The following is a 16,451-nucleotide window of genomic DNA, read 5'->3' as shown; positions in this document are numbered from 1 at the left end:
GCTTTCCAGGTGCCACAGTTTGATGGTGTTGTCACTGCTTGCAGAAGCCAATGTCTTGCCATCTGGACTCAAGGCGATACTCCAGACAGAATTGCTATGCCCGGTGAGGGTAGCGAGGGGTTTTTGGCTTTCTAGGTGCCACAGTTTGATGGTGTTGTCACTGCTTGCAGAAGCCAATGTCTTGCCATCTGGACTAAAGGCGACGCTATTTACAGAATTGCTATGCCCGGTGAGGGTAGCGAGGGGTTTTTGGCTTTCCAGGTGCCACAGTTTGATGGTGTTGTCACTGCTTGCAGAAGCCAATGTCTTGCCATCTGGACTCAAGGCGACGCTATTTACAGAATTGCTATGCCCTTCCAAACTATTGCGCTCTTTTACTGCGGACGCTGCTTGTTGCAGCGCAGCTATCACTCGTCCTCTAATCTGTTTTGTCGTCTCGGCTGAAGAATCTAGCTGTTTGAATGCTTGCCCTGCCTTTAATGCTTCCAACAGTGCTTGGAATGTCTGTCCTGAACGAAATGATTCATTAGAAAAAGCAGTTTCCTGGATGACATTTGCTAAATTCTGGGCTTGAGTGACTTTATAGGTGGCTAATTGCTCTGCTTTAATTAGCGTCTGATTGGCTTGAGTCAAAATTTTATTCGCTTGTCTCTGCGCTTCTAACTCTCGTTCAACTTCCCGTTGTTGGACTTCCCGGCTGGCATTTAAAAACTGATAATCCAAATCGCTCAAACTTTTATCTGCTGCCCAAGTTTGAGCATCGTGCAAGGCTTGACCCCGCAACAGTCGCGATTCATCTTGGCAATCAGACTCTATCCAAGCTTTAAAACTTTCGCTGTAAGGGCGGAGCTCCGCTAATTGTTTTTCCACCCAATCCAGGTTAAAAACCGATTGATAAATTGGGTTATAAACTTTAAGTTTGCCAGACTGCTTAACCACCAACCCTGTTAATCGCAGTTCCATTTGTTCGGGAGTATCATCAGTCGCTATTTCATTGTGCTGCAAAATTTGCTGATAGAGTCCCAATAACCTACTGGCACGCTGTTCGCTGCGTAAGATGCGTCCTCTAATCGTTTTTAAATGTTCTGGTTCATCCTGTCCTTCCCAATTATCAATCACCTTTTCTTGGACTAAAGTTTCTACCCACTCAGCGGGATTTGGAATGGGTGTATGATTTGCACTACCGAGCATTAGTTTACAAAGCTTTTGTGTTAAGAATGGCTGTCCGCCCGTCCAATATAATACTGCTTCTAACACAGCTTGAGAATTTTCCGCTTGAGTTTCTAACCCCACTCCTAAAGGTTGGGCTTCTGCTAATTGAAACCCCGTTAACTCTATTCCTCGACCAATATTAAACGGAGTGCGTCGCTTGTCTTGAATTAAATCTGAGGGAGTAGCTACCCCCAACATTGTAAATGTTAATCGACGATAGTCGGGTTTATCAGCTCGATTATTATAGCAATCACGAATCACAGCAAAAAAATCTTCTATTTTAAAATTTAAGCTGAGTAAACTGTCCGATTCATCGACAAAAATTACTATATTTTCTGAAATTATCTTGAGTAATACTTCTTCAAAAAATTTACTGAATCGTTTAACATTCGATAGTAAGCTGTTCTGCTCCCACCATTCATCTAAATCAAAAACGTCATACAAATCTAATCGGCTGACGATGCTATCAATCACGCCTGCATACCACTCTTCTGGCGTAATGTCTGAGGTGCCAATTTCTGTGATATCAATGCTACTACAGGCAATTCCCTCTGCTTGTAACCGCTGCATTGTCCGCACTCGGAGGGATGATTTTCCCATTTGTCGGGAATTAAGAACATAGCAAAATTCTCCAGCTTTTAAAGCTTGATAAAGTTCTTCATCCGCCTTTCTAGTGACATAAGTTGGGGCGTTTGCAGGCAGGCTACCCCCAACTTGATATTGATAATCCTTCATAGGTCATTGTTAATTTATAGGTGGAAAATCAGAGAATCAAGGAATCAATTTGTACAGCCGTACAGGTTCAGTAATTCCCTTTAACTGTTGCATACCTAAGTCAATCACATTTAAAGGTGAGTGGGTTTTAACGACTTGATAAACTGTTTCAGAAATACAGATTCCTCCTGGCTCTGCTTTCCCTTCTAAACGAGCCGCTAAATTTACACCAGCCCCCCTGATATCATTATTAAGAAAGAAGATTTCCCCCAAGTGAATACCAATCCGGTGTTGCAGGACATGACTCGCAGGTAAGGTTGTAGCAGCTTCGGCGAGACTTCGCTGTATTTCTAGCGCACAGGCTACTGCTTTTACGGCACTTTCTGGAAAGAAAATTAATAAACCATCGCCCATTTCTTTAAGGACTTTGCCTTGATGTTTAGCGCAGATGTCTCGGATGATATTGAAATCTCGATTCACTAATTCTAGTGTCAGCTTTTGGTTGGCCACTGATAAAGCGGTGGAATTAACTACATCGGAAAAAATAATAGCTGCTAAATTACTCTCTACGCTCAAGCTTAATGGGTTATTAGATTGTTGCACAGCAGTCATATTTGGTTGGGGAAAGGCTAGGCGATGGCTAAAATATTGACGATACAAACCACACAATGGCATGACAGCATTTCCCTGAAATTTGATCAACCCCATGCTTCGCAATTTAAAAGCCTCTCCGGTATTAATTTCTACAGGTTGTTCGCTGTTAATGACTTGTCTAATTGTTGCTGCTAGTTCTGCATCTTGTTCCAAGTTAACTAAATGCCGTCGTAAATGATCGTAGTAAGGGCCTTCTTCAGTAGGAGCGACTTTTAGCAAGCTATCTAAGCTAATTCTCCCTCTGGCAATTTGGTAGAGAGCAACTCGCACTAAATAAGGATGACCGCCCACCATTTCCATCAGGTCACAAATCTCTTGATTTGACCAATTTAATTGGTGTCGATTCACTAAATCTGTTACCTGTTTGTGATTGAGTTCAGGTAATTCTATGGGCAATCCCACGTTAAATGGCGACTGATTAATATTGAGAGGAATATAAACTTCTTGAGAGTGAGAAATGACCAACCTCAGCTTTTTCCAAATTTCCTCATTTTTTCCCCGTTCGTGCCAAGCTCGTAATAATCCAAAGAAGTCGGTGGCTATTTCGGAATGCTCAAAAATGCGATCGACTTCATCTAACCCTAAAACAAGAGGCTGAGCACTGTTAGATAATAGATAGCGTTGGAAATACTTCGTGCTTTTATTTTTACTGCCGAGAACGCCTTTCCAATATTCTCCTAACTTGTCTTCTAAATTTAATTCATTGGTAATCTCACCACAAAACCACTGCAACAACTCATCAAGATTGGTGAGAAAACTGCCATCAGCCCATTGAAAGTTTAAATAAGCCGTTTGATATCCCTGTTCCTTGGCTTGGTATAAAATTCGCTGCACTAAGGAAGTTTTTCCCATGTGCCGGGGGGCTTTGATTCGGATTAAAGCTCCGGGCTTAACAATAGTTTGGTAGCAGTCAGATTCAATGGGAGGCCGATCGATATATAGGGGTGAATCTAAACTAACAGAACCTTCTGGGTTGTCTAAGTTTGAACTCGAAACGGGAGATACGGCGCTAGATCGCGGATTTTCCACCACAGGCGACGACTCCTCAACGATATCGCTAACAGAAGCATCGCCCGATCGCCCTGCTGCATCCAACTCAGAAAAATCCGACTTTTTCTTTAATACCGGAGTCAGCTCTTCTGGAATACCAGCCATGCTGATGCTAACGCAACCCAATTTATAGGCAAATTCGATCGACTCCCCCGCCGCCAACGTATCGTAAAAACCTACAGCAAATTCTCGTGCGGCGCTATCTCCCACCGCTTGCTTCATGCCGATCACATAGGGAATGTGACGTGCGATCGCAGCCGCTTGCACTTCTGAATAGCAAGCGTTGAGTATTACGCACTCCACGTACTCATTAAACGCCTCAAATAAAGCTGCCAAAGCTTTGGTATTGACCAGCTTAATTTGTCCCGCCTCATCTTCCAAGCCTAAACCGCCTTCTCCTGCACCATGCCCAGAGAAATGCACAATCTCTGGTTTATAATCTAATATGGCTCGCTGCATTTCTCTGGGTGTCACCGCCCACTGTTGCTCAAGTTGGAACTTGTCGGCTTTTTTAGAGCGTTGCAACCCCTCTGCAACTTCCTTCGCCTCTTTCTGTAAGTCCACAGGGGTCGTATTTTTGGGGTTGGCTGCCAAAAACAGGATAATTTTTTTATTTCTAGGCGAAATACTCATTAATGGAACCTTTAGGAGAGGAGATACAGGAGCTTAACGACACTACCTCAGTCAGGGCGAGATATTTCTTGCCTTTATACGATATTTAACCACAAACATCTTTATTTTTGTTGAGCAGTAAACTGGCAGAAACGATCGCCCTGAGTCAAGCATAACCAATCGAAAAGGCGATCGCTACCTGACGGGGTGACAACCCCGCCGAAAGCATTATCTGTAGAGCTTTTGGAGCTTTTGTGGTAAAAAAAGATGGGGTCGTGATTGTGAAAAATCCCCATCTATTAAATATGCTTTTTTCATTTTACCAAATCTACCTACAACAACAGCTAAAAGTCACCGAATATCTGACTTTAAAGATTTTGGTATATCTACTTGCCATAAACAAGTAAGCCTGGAATTGCTAGCTTCTTTGATGCCTTATCCGATTCAATTTGAAAGCCGCAGGCGCAGCCTACAACGATTTATCAAATTGGATTGCCTCCAAATAGAACGCCTGTGGTTCCCTATCGTTCAAGAAATATTGAAGCAGAAATTTAAAAATCATAAATGGTTAAAACTCGCTATCGATCGCACTTGTCGGGCGATCCACAAACCTTTTTGTAATTAGTCTGATTTGGGACAAGCGAGCTATCCCCTTATACTGGCAACTCTTGGATAAGAGAGGAAGCAGTAATATTGCCGAGCAGCAAACTCTAATCACACCGATTTTAGAGCTTTTAAAGGATTACAAAATTATCATTTTAGGAGACGCCTGAATTTGGCAGCGTCAAACTAGGGAGCTGGCTGTGTCAGCAAGACGTGAAGTTCGTTTTTAGGGTGAAACACGAACGCTATATTCAGCAAGAATTTGCCCAATATACTCATTTGTCCGAGCTGGGATTGTTACCCGGAAGTCGCTTTTTTCTTACGGGTGTTAAAGTCACTAAACAAAAAGGATTTGGCTTGTTTAATGTAGCTGGTTATTGGCGTCGTAAATATCAGGGCAAGGTGGAGAATGAAGGTTGGTATCTTCTCACTAACTTAGAAACCCATAATACAGCAATTTCTGCTTTCAAAAGTCGTATAGGTATAGAAGCCATGTTCAAAGATTGTAAGACAGGTGGTTACAACGAGCGAGAAGAGTCATGCTAATAATGAACGGTTACAAAAATTAATTCTCCTCATTGCTCTGGCTTACAGTTCTGCTATCCTGCCAGGTCAAAAAATCAAGCACCAGGGAATTCAAAAGTATGTTAGTCGCCTCTCAGAATCTCAACGTTCCCAGCGCCGACACAGTAGCTTTTGGATTGGGCTATATGGTCAATCTTGGGTAGTTGGAATGGAGTTTTGTCAAGATATTATTGCAGAATTAATGAGGATGAGGCGAAATAAGCTACCCTTTTTTCAGAGGGGTCTGAGGGCTAGGTCCTTGATTTTATCAAGCTTTTGACTCTTGTTGTCACCCCGTCAGGATCGCTACTCTCAACTAATCTTTTTAGCTACGTATTCAACAAGTGCGATCGCCTTCCCCCTTTTGCAGTTTTATTTCATAAATATCGAGATTCTTTATAGTTTTATTCTCATTCCAGATCCAGGACTTTTTAATTATTATTGCCTAAATTAGTACATAAAATCTTCTATACTTCCGCATGTATTTAATCCACGCACTCAGAAAAAAAACGGTTTTTTTATCAACTCTGTGGATAACAACAATGATTTATTTTAGTTTACTTAAACAATCATTCAATTCCCCTACCAACCATTCTTTCTCAGCTTGCGGCAAAAATAAGCCAAAACAATAGTTACGCGACTTGGCGCGAATCCGGCAAAAAGTAATCGATTTTTTGAGCAATGGCAGATGAATTCCGCTCAACTTTACCCGCTGGATATCTTGAGGAGTGATTTGAATTGGTCTAGTGAATCGACGAAAATCAGTCCTCCACAAGCACCTACACAACCACATCAAAGCATAAAATAGGGTAAATGTTGTTATAGCCAGGAATGATATAACTAAAAATCGCCCATATAATGTAAGTAGCCAATCGGTTGTAGTGTATTCACAAGACAAGCTAGATAGAACAAATCCCAGAATCAAAGAGAATGGAAGTAAAAATTTATAACTCAGATGAATGAACTGGAAAAACCATTTGAGCTTGCTAGGTGAACGATCGGGGTGTATCTTGATTAATAACCACCGTTTAGTGTCAATTAAAGTAATTCGGGATTGGGGCGATCGCTTAAACATTTTGTCGGGATTATTCCCGCTTGGCTGTTCCCCTCGCAGCGCTGACAAAGCATCTTTTGCTGAGTTAAATCGCTCTTCAATTGCAGGTTCAATTACCTTCTCTAACCAGTCGGCAAACTCTGGAGAAATAGAGACGATCTCGCGGAATTTTACCTTCAGCTTTTCTCTGGGCAAATCCGATGGAAATTTCTGGGTTAACAAGAAAAGCAGCGTGGTTCCTAATCCATACAAATCTGTTGATAATACAGCTTTTCCTCGGAATTGTTCTGGTGCCATGTAACCGTAGGTCCCGACAACGGTACTGCCTCCAGTAACGGTATAATGGTAAGTATTTTGAACTGCGCCAAAATCAACTAGGAAGACTCGCCCATTTTTTTGCAGAATAATATTTTGGGGTTTAATATCTCGGTGGATTGCAGGAGGTAACAGCGATTGCAGATAAGCTAGAATTTCTAGCAATTGATAGGCGATATGACGAACTTGAGCTTCATTTGGTTTCCAGCCATTTTCTATCCACTGTGCGAGAGATTTTCCCGGTGCGAGTTGTTGGGCGATATAAAAACAACGATCTTGGGAAGTATCCACTTGAAAGTAGTCAATGTAGCGAGGAATTCCCGGATGATTCAATCCCGATAAAGTTTTTGCTTCTCGTTCAAATAACTCGATTTTCTTCCATTCAGTTGTCAGGCGCAGGGATAAAGCTTTGAGTGCAACTTTTTGATTGCTGTTTAAATCTACAGCAGCATAGGTGATTCCAACTCCACCCTGTCCTAATTTGCCGATTATGCGATATCTTTCAGCAATGATTTTTTCCGATTGTTGTAGTGTTTTCATATTTTTGTGCCTGAGTTGATTGTGGATGATTAGTAGGTTGCACCGCGAGATATGAGTATTTTGGCTGCTGCTTCTCCGTCGGGGTTCCAGTTGGTTTCTGCTATCTTTAGGGGCGTGTCGCCATAGCAGTTTGTAGCGTTGATTGTTGCACCTTTAGCAATCAGTAGTTTTAATATTTCTACAGTGCCATAATGTGCGGTTTTGTGGAGTGGGGTTGTGTTACACATATCTCTATTATTAACATCTGCACCGTTTTTAATTAGCAGTGCAGCAATATCATTGTGTCCGATCGCGATCGCTTGATACAACGGAGTTTGACCGTTCTCATTTCTAACGTTAACCCTTGCGCCATTAGCAATTAGCAGTTCAGCGATATCTTGAGAGCCTTGAGCAACAGCAAGATGCAGGGGAGTTTGAAGCAAGTTATTTTTGGTATTAACGAATGCACCTTTGGCAATGAGTTGTTTGGCTACATCCTCAAGTTTGAAATCGACAGCGATATGCAGTAAAGTTCTGCCTTCTTTGTCTTCACTATTAACATCTGGGTTTTTACTAATTAGCAGCGCCACTGCATCCTGAAGTTTCAGGTCTACGGCGATATCCAGTGGAGTTTTTCTTTGATTATCCTGGATATTAATTTCTGCACCTTTAGCAATCAGCAATTTTAAGATTTCTACAGTGCCATAATGTGCGGTTTTGTGCAGTGGAGTTGTGCCAGATCCATCTATATTATTGACATCTGTACCGTTGTTAATTAGCAGTGCAGCAATCTCATTGTGTCCGATCGCGATCGCTCGATACAATGGAGTTTGACCGTTCGCATTTCTAGCGTTAACCCTTGCGCCATTAGCAATTAGCAGTTCAGCGATATCTTGATAGCCTCGATCGACAGCAAGATGCAGGGGAGTTCTTTTTTCACTATCCAGAATCGCCACATTTGCACCGTCTTTAATTAGCTCTTGTACCAACTCCTTAAAACCTATTTTGGCTGCATTATGTAATAAAGCTGTACTCTTGCCATTTCGGGCATTGTCTTCTTTGATGTTAATTTTTGCGCCTGCGGCGAGTAGTATCTTTGCTATTGCCTTCGATCGCGCCGTATGTAGAGGAGTCAAGCCATTTTTGTTTTTGGCATTGACATCCGCACCTTTAGCAATCAGCAACTTGGCCATTTCAGGCGATCGGGCAAAGAACAGAGGAGTTCTATTAAAATATTGACTTCCTGTCCGGGCGTTAATATCTGCACCTTTAGCAATTAGCGTCTGTGCCACTTTTATGCGATCGAAGATAGCAGCGATGTGTAATGGGGTACCGCCATGTGTACCCTTAGCGTTGACATCTGCACCTTTGGCAATTAACAATTCTGCCACCTCTTTTGAGCCAGCAAAGTGTAGTAAATTCTCACTGCCTATCCTGCTATTGGCACTAATACCAAGATCCAGATAATGCCTAATAGTGTTAGTATCTCCCTGGCTGGCAGCCTCGACAACTGCATCGGGGGTAAATCCAATCCGGTTGAGGAGCGGATATTTAAAGTGATTTAAAACAGCAACAGTAGCAATAGCAGCAATTCCTATTTTGAGGCGTTTTTCCCATTGCATCGAGCGATCGGATTTAACGCTACATATTCGAGGATTGCGAAGCAATTCAAGCGCTTCTTTTGCCGAGTTAAAGCGGTTTTCTAAATCGGACGCGAGCGTTTTTCCTAACCAATCGGCAAATGCTGAAGAAATCTGAATTTGAGAGCGAAAATCTTTCTCTAGTATATTTGTTGGTAATTCGGCGGGGGAACGGTGGGTTAGTAAATACAACAAGGTCGCTCCTAAACCATATAAATCTGTTGCAGGTACGGCTTGTCCGAGAAATTGTTCTGGAGCCATATAACCATAGGTTCCAACTACGGTACTTCCTCGCATTAAAGTATTGTAATAAGTGTTTTGCACTGCTCCAAAATCTACTAAGCAGACTGCCCAGTCTTTTTCTTTGTGGGAATCGCTCGGCGATTTGAAAACAATATTTTCTGGTTTAATATCCCGGTGGGTCACAGGTGGTGTCTGTGAATGGAGATAAACTAAAATCTCCAAAATTTGTGTGGCAATGCGTTGAATTTCTGGTTCACTAGCGTGCCAGCCATTTTCGACTAAACTGGCTAGAGATTGCCCTTGGGCCAGTTCTTGTACTATATAAAAACAACGGTTATCGGGAGTATCGACATAAAAATAATCCAAATAACGCGGAATTCCCGGATGATTCAATTTTGATAAAACATTGGCTTCTCGTTCAAATAGTTCCAGGACTTTCCAGTCATTCATCTTCTGTAAAGACAAAGCTTTGAGTGCGACTCGCTGGTGTGTTTGGAGGTCAACGGCTTCATAAGTTGTGCTACTACCGCCTTCTCCGAGTAGCTTTTTAATTTGATAGTGTTTGACTAAGTTATGGGGAATTTGTTCAAGAATATCCATAGCATTATCCTGGGTTGATGAGTATCAACAAACATTTTGTATTTGGGTTTTAAAAACCCAAATTTTGAAAAATTTATGCAATGTAAATTGAGTGTTTGAGTATATTTCAAACAAGTCAATAGAAAAGTCAATGACGGACTCTGTATATTTGCTTAAATTTCAATTACCGTATTTCTATGGAGAGCTTACCCAGAATTTTGGAGTGTCATATCACCTTTGGCGAAAATTTACGTACGGGATATTGATCGTAATCGAGCCGATAATCATAGCCGACGCGATCGTAAATGCCTGCAAGCAATTCCGGCAAATTAACAATAGGTTCTACATCTTCTTCGCGCAAAGGAAGTTGTCGGTCTTTTTGAGATGCTAGCCAACGTTCGTAGGCTTCTCTATCGCCACTTTCTCTCTCAGCGCCCTCTGCGTCCTCTGCGGTTAATCAAAAAAATTAGTGATTTTGAATACAATTCCCGACTCAACAGCCGCTCGCACTCCTCAATTTTCGATGCGGATCTAAAATTCACCTAAAGTTCGACGCCCTTTGGCAAAACCCTTCCTAAGATAGAAGTTGGGGGACGATCGGTCTTTTAGCCGATTCAGGAGCAAGAGTCAAGGACTCCATCGAACCCAAATCCAGAGCAGCAAGACAGGGAGGACATCAAAATCATGGTAAACGCGCCGACAGGGGAAGCCCGACTGGGCCCGATGGATCAGGTGCAAGCCTTAGACCGCGATTGCACAACCCTATCTCGTCACGTACTCCAGCAACTTCACAGCTTTTCAGCAGATGCTCAGGATCTCAGCGCCCTGATGAATCGCATCGGACTAGCTGCCAAGCTGATCGCAAGGCGGCTCAGCAGAGCCGGATTAATGGCAGATGCCTTGGGGTTTACAGGGGCTACGAACGTGCAGGGAGAATCCGTCAAAAAGATGGATATCTATGCCAATGAAGTGTTTATCTCGGTATTCCAGCAAAGCGGACTTGTCTGCCGCTTGGCTTCGGAGGAAATGGAAAAACCCTACTACATTCCCGAAAACTGTCCGATCGGGCGTTACAGTCTGCTCTACGACCCTATAGACGGTTCTTCCAATCTTGACATCAATCTCAATGTCGGCTCAATATTCAGCATCCGCAAGCAAGAAGGGGACGATGAAGACGGTTCTGCTTCCGACTTGCTGCAACACGGACACAAACAAATCGCGGCCGGCTACGTGCTCTACGGCCCGAGTACCATGCTGGTTTATTCGATCGGTCAGGGTGTTCATTCCTTTACCCTCGATCCCAGTTTGGGCGAGTTCATTCTAGCTAACGAAAACATTAAGGTTCCCGATCGCGGCCCGATTTACAGCGTTAATGAAGGCAACTTCTGGCAGTGGGAGGAATCTTTGAGAGATTACATTCGCTACGTACACCGCAGCGAAGGCTACAGCGCCCGGTACGGCGGGGCTTTGGTGGGAGATTTCCACCGGATTTTATTCCAGGGAGGCGTGTTTTTGTACCCCGGAACGGTGAAAAAACCGGAAGGCAAATTGCGTTTGCTCTACGAATCGGCTCCCTTGGCGTTTTTGATGGAGCAAGCCGGCGGGCGCGCCAGTACGGGAGTTCAAGACATCTTAGACGTTGTGCCGACCAAACTGCACGAGCGATCGCCCTTGATTATCGGCAGTAAAGAAAATGTAGCGATGGTCGAGTCTTTTATTCAAGATCGATCGCGCAATCCTAGAACAGTCCAAGGGTGAAGGAAGAGCGAAGTTCGGCAACGAGCAATGTACGGGATGTAACGGATGTCACAAAGAGGGAAGAGGGAAGTTCGGCAACGAGCAATGTACGGGATGTAACGGATGTCAGCAAGAAGGAAGAGGGTTTTAACTTATAGCTTTCGACTCCCAATTACCAATTCCCCATTGCCAATTTTCAATTACCAATTTTCAATTTTCCATTTCCAATTTCCAAGTTCCAATTAACAGCTATCAAATTGTAGGAGTTACAGTAATGACAGCAACGTCAACGAATCACCTGTTAGAAATCAAAGAAATTGGCCAAAGTATCTGGATGGACAATTTGACTCGCGATCTGATCGAGTCCGGCGAACTCAAACAGATGATTGAAAGTAGGGGACTGCGAGGGATTACATCTAATCCGGCTATTTTTGAGAAAGCGATCGCGGGTAATGTGATTTACGACGCGGATATCGAAGCGGGCATCCGGGCGGGTAAATCTGTAATGGAGATTTACGAATCTCTGGTATTTGAAGATATCCGCAACGCTTGCGACATCTTCGCCCCAGTTTACGCAGAGTCGAAGGGTTTGGACGGTTACATCAGTATCGAAGTCCCACCGACGATCGCCAACGACACAGAAAGCACGATTAGCGAAGCCTTGCGCTATTACCAAGCCCTCGGCAAAGAAAACGTGATGATTAAGATTCCGGGAACCGCTCAAGGTTTGCCCGCAGTCGAGCGAGTCATCAGCGAAGGGATTAACGTTAACGTGACTTTGCTGTTCTCGGTTGACAGCTACGTCGAAACCTTCTGGGCTTACATTCGCGGTTTGGAAGCGCGGGCGGCTAAAGGTTTGGATGTGAGCAATACTGCTTCTGTTGCCAGTTTCTTCTTGAGCCGGATCGACATCAATATCGATGGCAAGATTGACGAGAAACTCAAAAATGTCACAGATATTTCCACAAAAGCTAAACTGGAAGCAGTGAAGGGGAAAATTGCGATCGCAAATGCGAAGGTAGCTTACCAGAAGTATAAAGAGATCGTAGCGAGCGATCGCTGGCAAGCTTTAGCAGCCAAAGGAGCGAAAGTGCAGCGCTTGCTGTGGGCTTCCACCAGCACCAAAAACCCCAACTACAGCGATGTCATGTACGTCGATGAACTAATCGGCCCCGACACCGTTAACACTTTGCCGCCGAACACCGTTGAAGCTTGTTTCGACCACTGCGATGTCGCACCCCGGATTGAGAACAACGTTGCAGAAGCTTACACCCTGATCGAAAGTCTCAAAGATCCCGACATCGACATCAACTTGGACAAAGTGATGGCAGACTTGCTCCTCGACGGGATTGAGAAATTCGTCACCCCGTTCCAATCCCTGATGGATTCCTTGCAAGAGAAAGTCCAGAAGTTGTCACCCGTCGCTTAGGCAGATATCTGTATCCTGAAAGGCAGAAGCATTTAGGAATCGGAATAGATAATTATTTGGGTTCTTAAATGCCGAGTTTTAAATCCTCTCTAGGGATTTTGAGATTAATGGCTCTCAGAGTTCCTAGAGAGCAAAATCATCTGCCTCCTCTAGCAGTATGAAGAACCGATTAACTCTCTCACCGAGCAACTAGCAGAAATGACCGCAAACTATCATGGTGTCTTGGCAGGGTTAACATCACTAGAACAAGGAAAATAAATAATGGTAACGCTACTTGAAAATCCACTGCGGGTCGGTTTGCGAAAAGAACGGGTGCCGGAACCACAAATTCTGGTAATCTTCGGAGCTTCTGGGGATCTCACCCAGCGCAAACTGGTACCTGCAATTTATCAGATGAAGCGCGATCGACGCTTGCCACCGGAAACTACAGTCGTGGGAGTAGCCCGTCGCCCTTGGAGTCACGATTACTTCCGAGAGCAAATGCGCGAAGGCATTGAAGAATTTGGCGGCGGCATTGGCAGTGAAGAATTGTGGCAAGATTTCGCTCAAGGTTTGTACTATTGTCCGGGCGACATTGATAACCCCGAAAGCTATCAAAAACTCAAAGCTTTCTTAGCCGAAATCGACGAAGAAAGGAGAACTCGCGGCAATCACATATTTTATCTATCAGTTTCCCCGAACTTTTTCCCAGAAGCAATTAGGCAACTGGGCGATGCTCAAATGCTGGTAGATCCAGTAAAACACCGCTTGGTAATTGAAAAACCCTTCGGCCGCGACTTGAGCTCGGCAAAAGCTCTCAACCGAGTCGTGCAGAAGGTTTGCCAAGAACAGCAAGTTTACCGGATCGACCACTATTTGGGTAAAGAAACTGTTCAGAATTTAATGGTGTTCAGGTTTGCTAACGCGATTTTTGAACCGCTGTGGAATCGGCAATTTGTCGATCACGTACAAATTACAGTTGCAGAAACAGTAGGCGTAGAAGACCGGGCTGGTTACTACGAATCCTCTGGGGCGTTGCGGGATATGCTGCAAAACCACTTGATGCAGATTTTCTGTCTGACGGCGATGGAACCGCCGAACTCGCTCGACGCTGACAGCATCCGCACCGAAAAGATGAAAGTTCTGCAAGCAACTCGCTTGGCAGATTTGAATAACTTGGAGTTCTCAGCGATTCGGGGTCAATATTCCGCAGGTTGGATGAAGGGGAAACCGGTGCCGGGGTATCACGATGAACCGGGGGTTGCTCCCAATTCGACAACGCCGACTTTTGTGGCGATGAAGTTTATGATTGACAACTGGCGCTGGCAGGGAGTGCCTTTCTACCTGCGAACCGGCAAACGGTTGCCGAAAAAAGTTAGCGAAATTGCAATTCAGTTCCGCGAAGTTCCGCTGCTAATCTTTCAGTCCGCGGCCCAACAAACTACTCCTAACGTTTTGACTATGCGCGTGCATCCGAACGAGGGGATTTCGCTGAGGTTTGAGGCGAAAATGCCGGGGCCGGATTTGCGGACGCGGACGGTGGATATGGATTTCAGTTACGGTTCTTCCTTTGGGGTGACATCTTCGGATGCTTACGATCGCCTGTTAATTGATTGTATGCTGGGCGACCAAACTTTGTTTACCCGTTCTGATGAAGTGGAAGAAGCTTGGCGGGTGGTAACGCCGGCGCTGATGGATTGGGAATCGTCCAACGAACAGGAGTTGGTTCCTAAATACGAAGCGGGTACTTGGGAACCGGCGGAAGCAGAACTGCTAATTAACAGAGACGGCCGCAAGTGGCGCAGACTTTAAGAGTCATGAGTCAGCAGTCTTTAGTTTATTGGTCAGGATTAGCCATTATTGATTAGCTAAAAACCAATGACTAAGAACCAATGACTAATGACTAATAACAAATAACAAAGGAGAAAAGATTTATGACGATGACACCGATGAAAGCTCCGCCTCTGGTTTCGCTGCAAAATCCTAAAGATGTGTCGATCGACCAAATAGAGGCCGAATTGAGTCAAATTTGGGAAAGTTACAGAGAATCTGGTTCAAAGGGCGATTCTCCGATCGCTAGTAGGGCAACAACTTTTACTTTTATAGTCTACGAACCCGAAGAAACTCAGCGGTTATTAGCGGATCTGGGGTTTTACGACGGGCCAGTGGACGGTATTACCGGGCCGATGACGGCATCTAGCATCAGGGCGGCTCAAAAAGCTTACGGGCTGCCGAGAACTGGCAAACCTAACGCTGAATTGCTGGCGACTTTGCGGGAAGAAGTAGCTCATAAAAATTCAAAAGGCGAGGAGATGGGCTCCAGTGGTTTGGGTTCCGGGGGTTCGGGGGTGGCTGATGCGATCGTGGCTGCCAATCCCTGCCGGATTATTGCTCTGTGCCCGACGGCGGGGGAAGATACGGGCGTGCAGGCTCAAGTGGCTGCTTATTGTCCTGTCCACAAGCGCACCACCGGCAATCTGATCTGCTGCGAGTATATTACGCTCCGGGGTACGGAAGCTGCGCTGGAACGGGTGAGCGGCATCGTGACGGCGTTGACGATCCCGGATTTGCCGACGCTGCTGTGGTGGAAGGCGAATCCGGATGCCGATCGAGGTTTGTTCCAGCGGCTGGCGACAATTAGCAGTTCTGTGATTGTTGACTCTAGCAGCTTTGCCGAGTCTGAAGCTGAATTGCTGTTGATGCACAGTCTGATCGAGGAGGGAATTCCGATCGCGGATCTGAATTGGCGCCGGCTGGCCGCGTGGCAGGAGTTGGCTGCTGAAGCTTTTGACGCGCCGGAACGTCGCGCTGCGATTCGGGAAATCGATCGGGTGACGATCGATTACGAACAGGACAATTCTACTCAAGCGCTGATGTATTTGGGTTGGCTGGCGAGCCGGCTTCAGTGGCGTCCGGTTGCTTTCAAACAGGAAGAGGGCGATTACCAAATCAAGCGAATTAAATTCGCGGGGCCGGACGAACGGGTTGTAGAAGCGGAGTTGGCTGCTATTCCTACTGCTGATACGGGCGATGTCCCGGGCGATTTGATTGCTCTGCGTTTGAGTTCTACGAACGAGAAGGCTGACTGCGGTACGGTTCTGTGTTCGGAAGTGGGCGGCTGTATGCGGATGGAAACGAAGGGTGGCGCTCAAACCGATCGGTTTAACCAGGTGAGTCCTCTGTTCGATCAGGTGACGGAACAGTTGCTGGGCCAACACTTGCTGAGTTGGGGCCGGGACGTGCTTTACGAAGAAAGTTTGGCAGTGACGGCTCAAATGCTGAAGTTAGCTAAGCGGTAAAAAGAAGTTCGGCAACGGATTGTGTACCGGATGTAACGGATGTAACGGATGGATGGAATCAGGAGAAAGGAGAAAAAAATAAGCAAGACGGATTGAGTTAATATTCAGTGGGGCAGGCAATGTCTGCCCTACTTTTATTCTTCTCTTTTCTTCCTTCGCGCTCTTAGCGTCTTCGCGGTTCGTTAAATAGTTATTATTTGAGCGGTTTGAGAGCAATACTCATAACTTTATCAACTGTCTATTTTTAT

Annotated in this window: 11 protein-coding genes; 6 read left to right on the top strand and 5 right to left on the bottom strand. The window is 44.9% G+C overall.

Annotation, left to right across the window (positions count from 1 at the left end; translation table 11 throughout):
* Positions 1-1,947: AAA-like domain-containing protein (locus QUB25_RS22145; RefSeq protein WP_333186141.1), on the bottom strand; the 1,947-nt coding region annotated here is incomplete at its 3' end.
* Between the two features lie 36 nt (positions 1,948-1,983).
* Positions 1,984-4,263, bottom strand: coding sequence for an AAA-like domain-containing protein (locus QUB25_RS22140; RefSeq protein ID WP_333186139.1), 2,280 nt, complete (start codon positions 4,261-4,263; stop codon positions 1,984-1,986).
* 813 nt (positions 4,264-5,076) lie between these two features.
* On the opposite strand from QUB25_RS22140, the gene QUB25_RS22135 reads away from it, so the two are divergent.
* Positions 5,077-5,391, top strand: coding sequence for a hypothetical protein (locus QUB25_RS22135; protein WP_333186136.1), 315 nt, complete (start codon positions 5,077-5,079; stop codon positions 5,389-5,391).
* A 565-nt stretch (positions 5,392-5,956) separates the two neighbouring features.
* Here the strand turns inward: QUB25_RS22135 and QUB25_RS22130 are convergent.
* The 3 genes from QUB25_RS22130 to QUB25_RS22120 all read right to left on the bottom strand — a co-directional run bounded on the left by QUB25_RS22130 (position 5,957) and on the right by QUB25_RS22120 (position 10,120).
* Positions 5,957-7,318: a serine/threonine-protein kinase gene (locus tag QUB25_RS22130; protein WP_333186133.1), complete on the bottom strand. Its 1,362-nt coding sequence runs from the start codon at positions 7,316-7,318 to the stop codon at positions 5,957-5,959.
* Between the two features lie 29 nt (positions 7,319-7,347).
* Complete coding sequence (locus QUB25_RS22125) at positions 7,348-9,780, bottom strand: ankyrin repeat domain-containing protein (RefSeq protein WP_333186130.1); 2,433 nt, start codon at positions 9,778-9,780, stop codon at positions 7,348-7,350.
* 205 nt (positions 9,781-9,985) lie between these two features.
* Positions 9,986-10,120, bottom strand: coding sequence for a DUF4058 family protein (locus tag QUB25_RS22120; protein ID WP_333038323.1), 135 nt, complete (start codon positions 10,118-10,120; stop codon positions 9,986-9,988).
* Between the two features lie 323 nt (positions 10,121-10,443).
* On the opposite strand from QUB25_RS22120, the gene fbp reads away from it, so the two are divergent.
* The 5 genes from fbp to opcA all read left to right on the top strand — a co-directional run bounded on the left by fbp (position 10,444) and on the right by opcA (position 16,203).
* Positions 10,444-11,517, top strand: coding sequence for a class 1 fructose-bisphosphatase (fbp, locus tag QUB25_RS22115; RefSeq protein WP_333062254.1), 1,074 nt, complete (start codon positions 10,444-10,446; stop codon positions 11,515-11,517).
* Positions 11,514-11,654, top strand: a complete 141-nt coding sequence (locus QUB25_RS22110; RefSeq protein ID WP_333186125.1) for a hypothetical protein — start codon at positions 11,514-11,516, stop codon at positions 11,652-11,654. The genes fbp and QUB25_RS22110 overlap by 4 nt, the downstream gene beginning before the upstream one ends.
* A 116-nt stretch (positions 11,655-11,770) precedes the next feature.
* Positions 11,771-12,925, top strand: coding sequence for a transaldolase (gene tal, locus QUB25_RS22105; RefSeq protein WP_333186122.1), 1,155 nt, complete (start codon positions 11,771-11,773; stop codon positions 12,923-12,925).
* Between the two features lie 261 nt (positions 12,926-13,186).
* Positions 13,187-14,716: a glucose-6-phosphate dehydrogenase gene (gene zwf / locus QUB25_RS22100; protein ID WP_333186118.1), complete on the top strand. Its 1,530-nt coding sequence runs from the start codon at positions 13,187-13,189 to the stop codon at positions 14,714-14,716.
* A 122-nt stretch (positions 14,717-14,838) separates the two neighbouring features.
* Complete coding sequence (opcA, locus tag QUB25_RS22095) at positions 14,839-16,203, top strand: glucose-6-phosphate dehydrogenase assembly protein OpcA (protein WP_333186115.1); 1,365 nt, start codon at positions 14,839-14,841, stop codon at positions 16,201-16,203.
* Positions 16,204-16,451 lie beyond the last annotated feature (248 nt).

This window comes from Microcoleus sp. B3-D7 (assembly GCF_036705305.1).
Classification (GTDB): Bacteria; Cyanobacteriota; Cyanobacteriia; order Cyanobacteriales; family Microcoleaceae; genus Microcoleus.
The sequence above is the reverse complement of the archived record's forward strand: the minus strand, read 5'-3'. Positions and strand labels throughout refer to the sequence as shown.

Coding starts and splice junctions, on each gene's coding strand:
- QUB25_RS22140 (WP_333186139.1), bottom strand. CDS start 4,263: ATGAGTATTTCGCCTAGAAATAAAAAAATTATCCTGTTTTTGGCAGCC.
- zwf (WP_333186118.1), top strand. CDS start 13,187: ATGGTAACGCTACTTGAAAATCCACTGCGGGTCGGTTTGCGAAAAGAA.
- tal (WP_333186122.1), top strand. CDS start 11,771: ATGACAGCAACGTCAACGAATCACCTGTTAGAAATCAAAGAAATTGGC.
- fbp (WP_333062254.1), top strand. CDS start 10,444: ATGGTAAACGCGCCGACAGGGGAAGCCCGACTGGGCCCGATGGATCAG.
- opcA (WP_333186115.1), top strand. CDS start 14,839: ATGACGATGACACCGATGAAAGCTCCGCCTCTGGTTTCGCTGCAAAAT.
- QUB25_RS22125 (WP_333186130.1), bottom strand. CDS start 9,780: ATGGATATTCTTGAACAAATTCCCCATAACTTAGTCAAACACTATCAA.
- QUB25_RS22130 (WP_333186133.1), bottom strand. CDS start 7,318: ATGAAAACACTACAACAATCGGAAAAAATCATTGCTGAAAGATATCGC.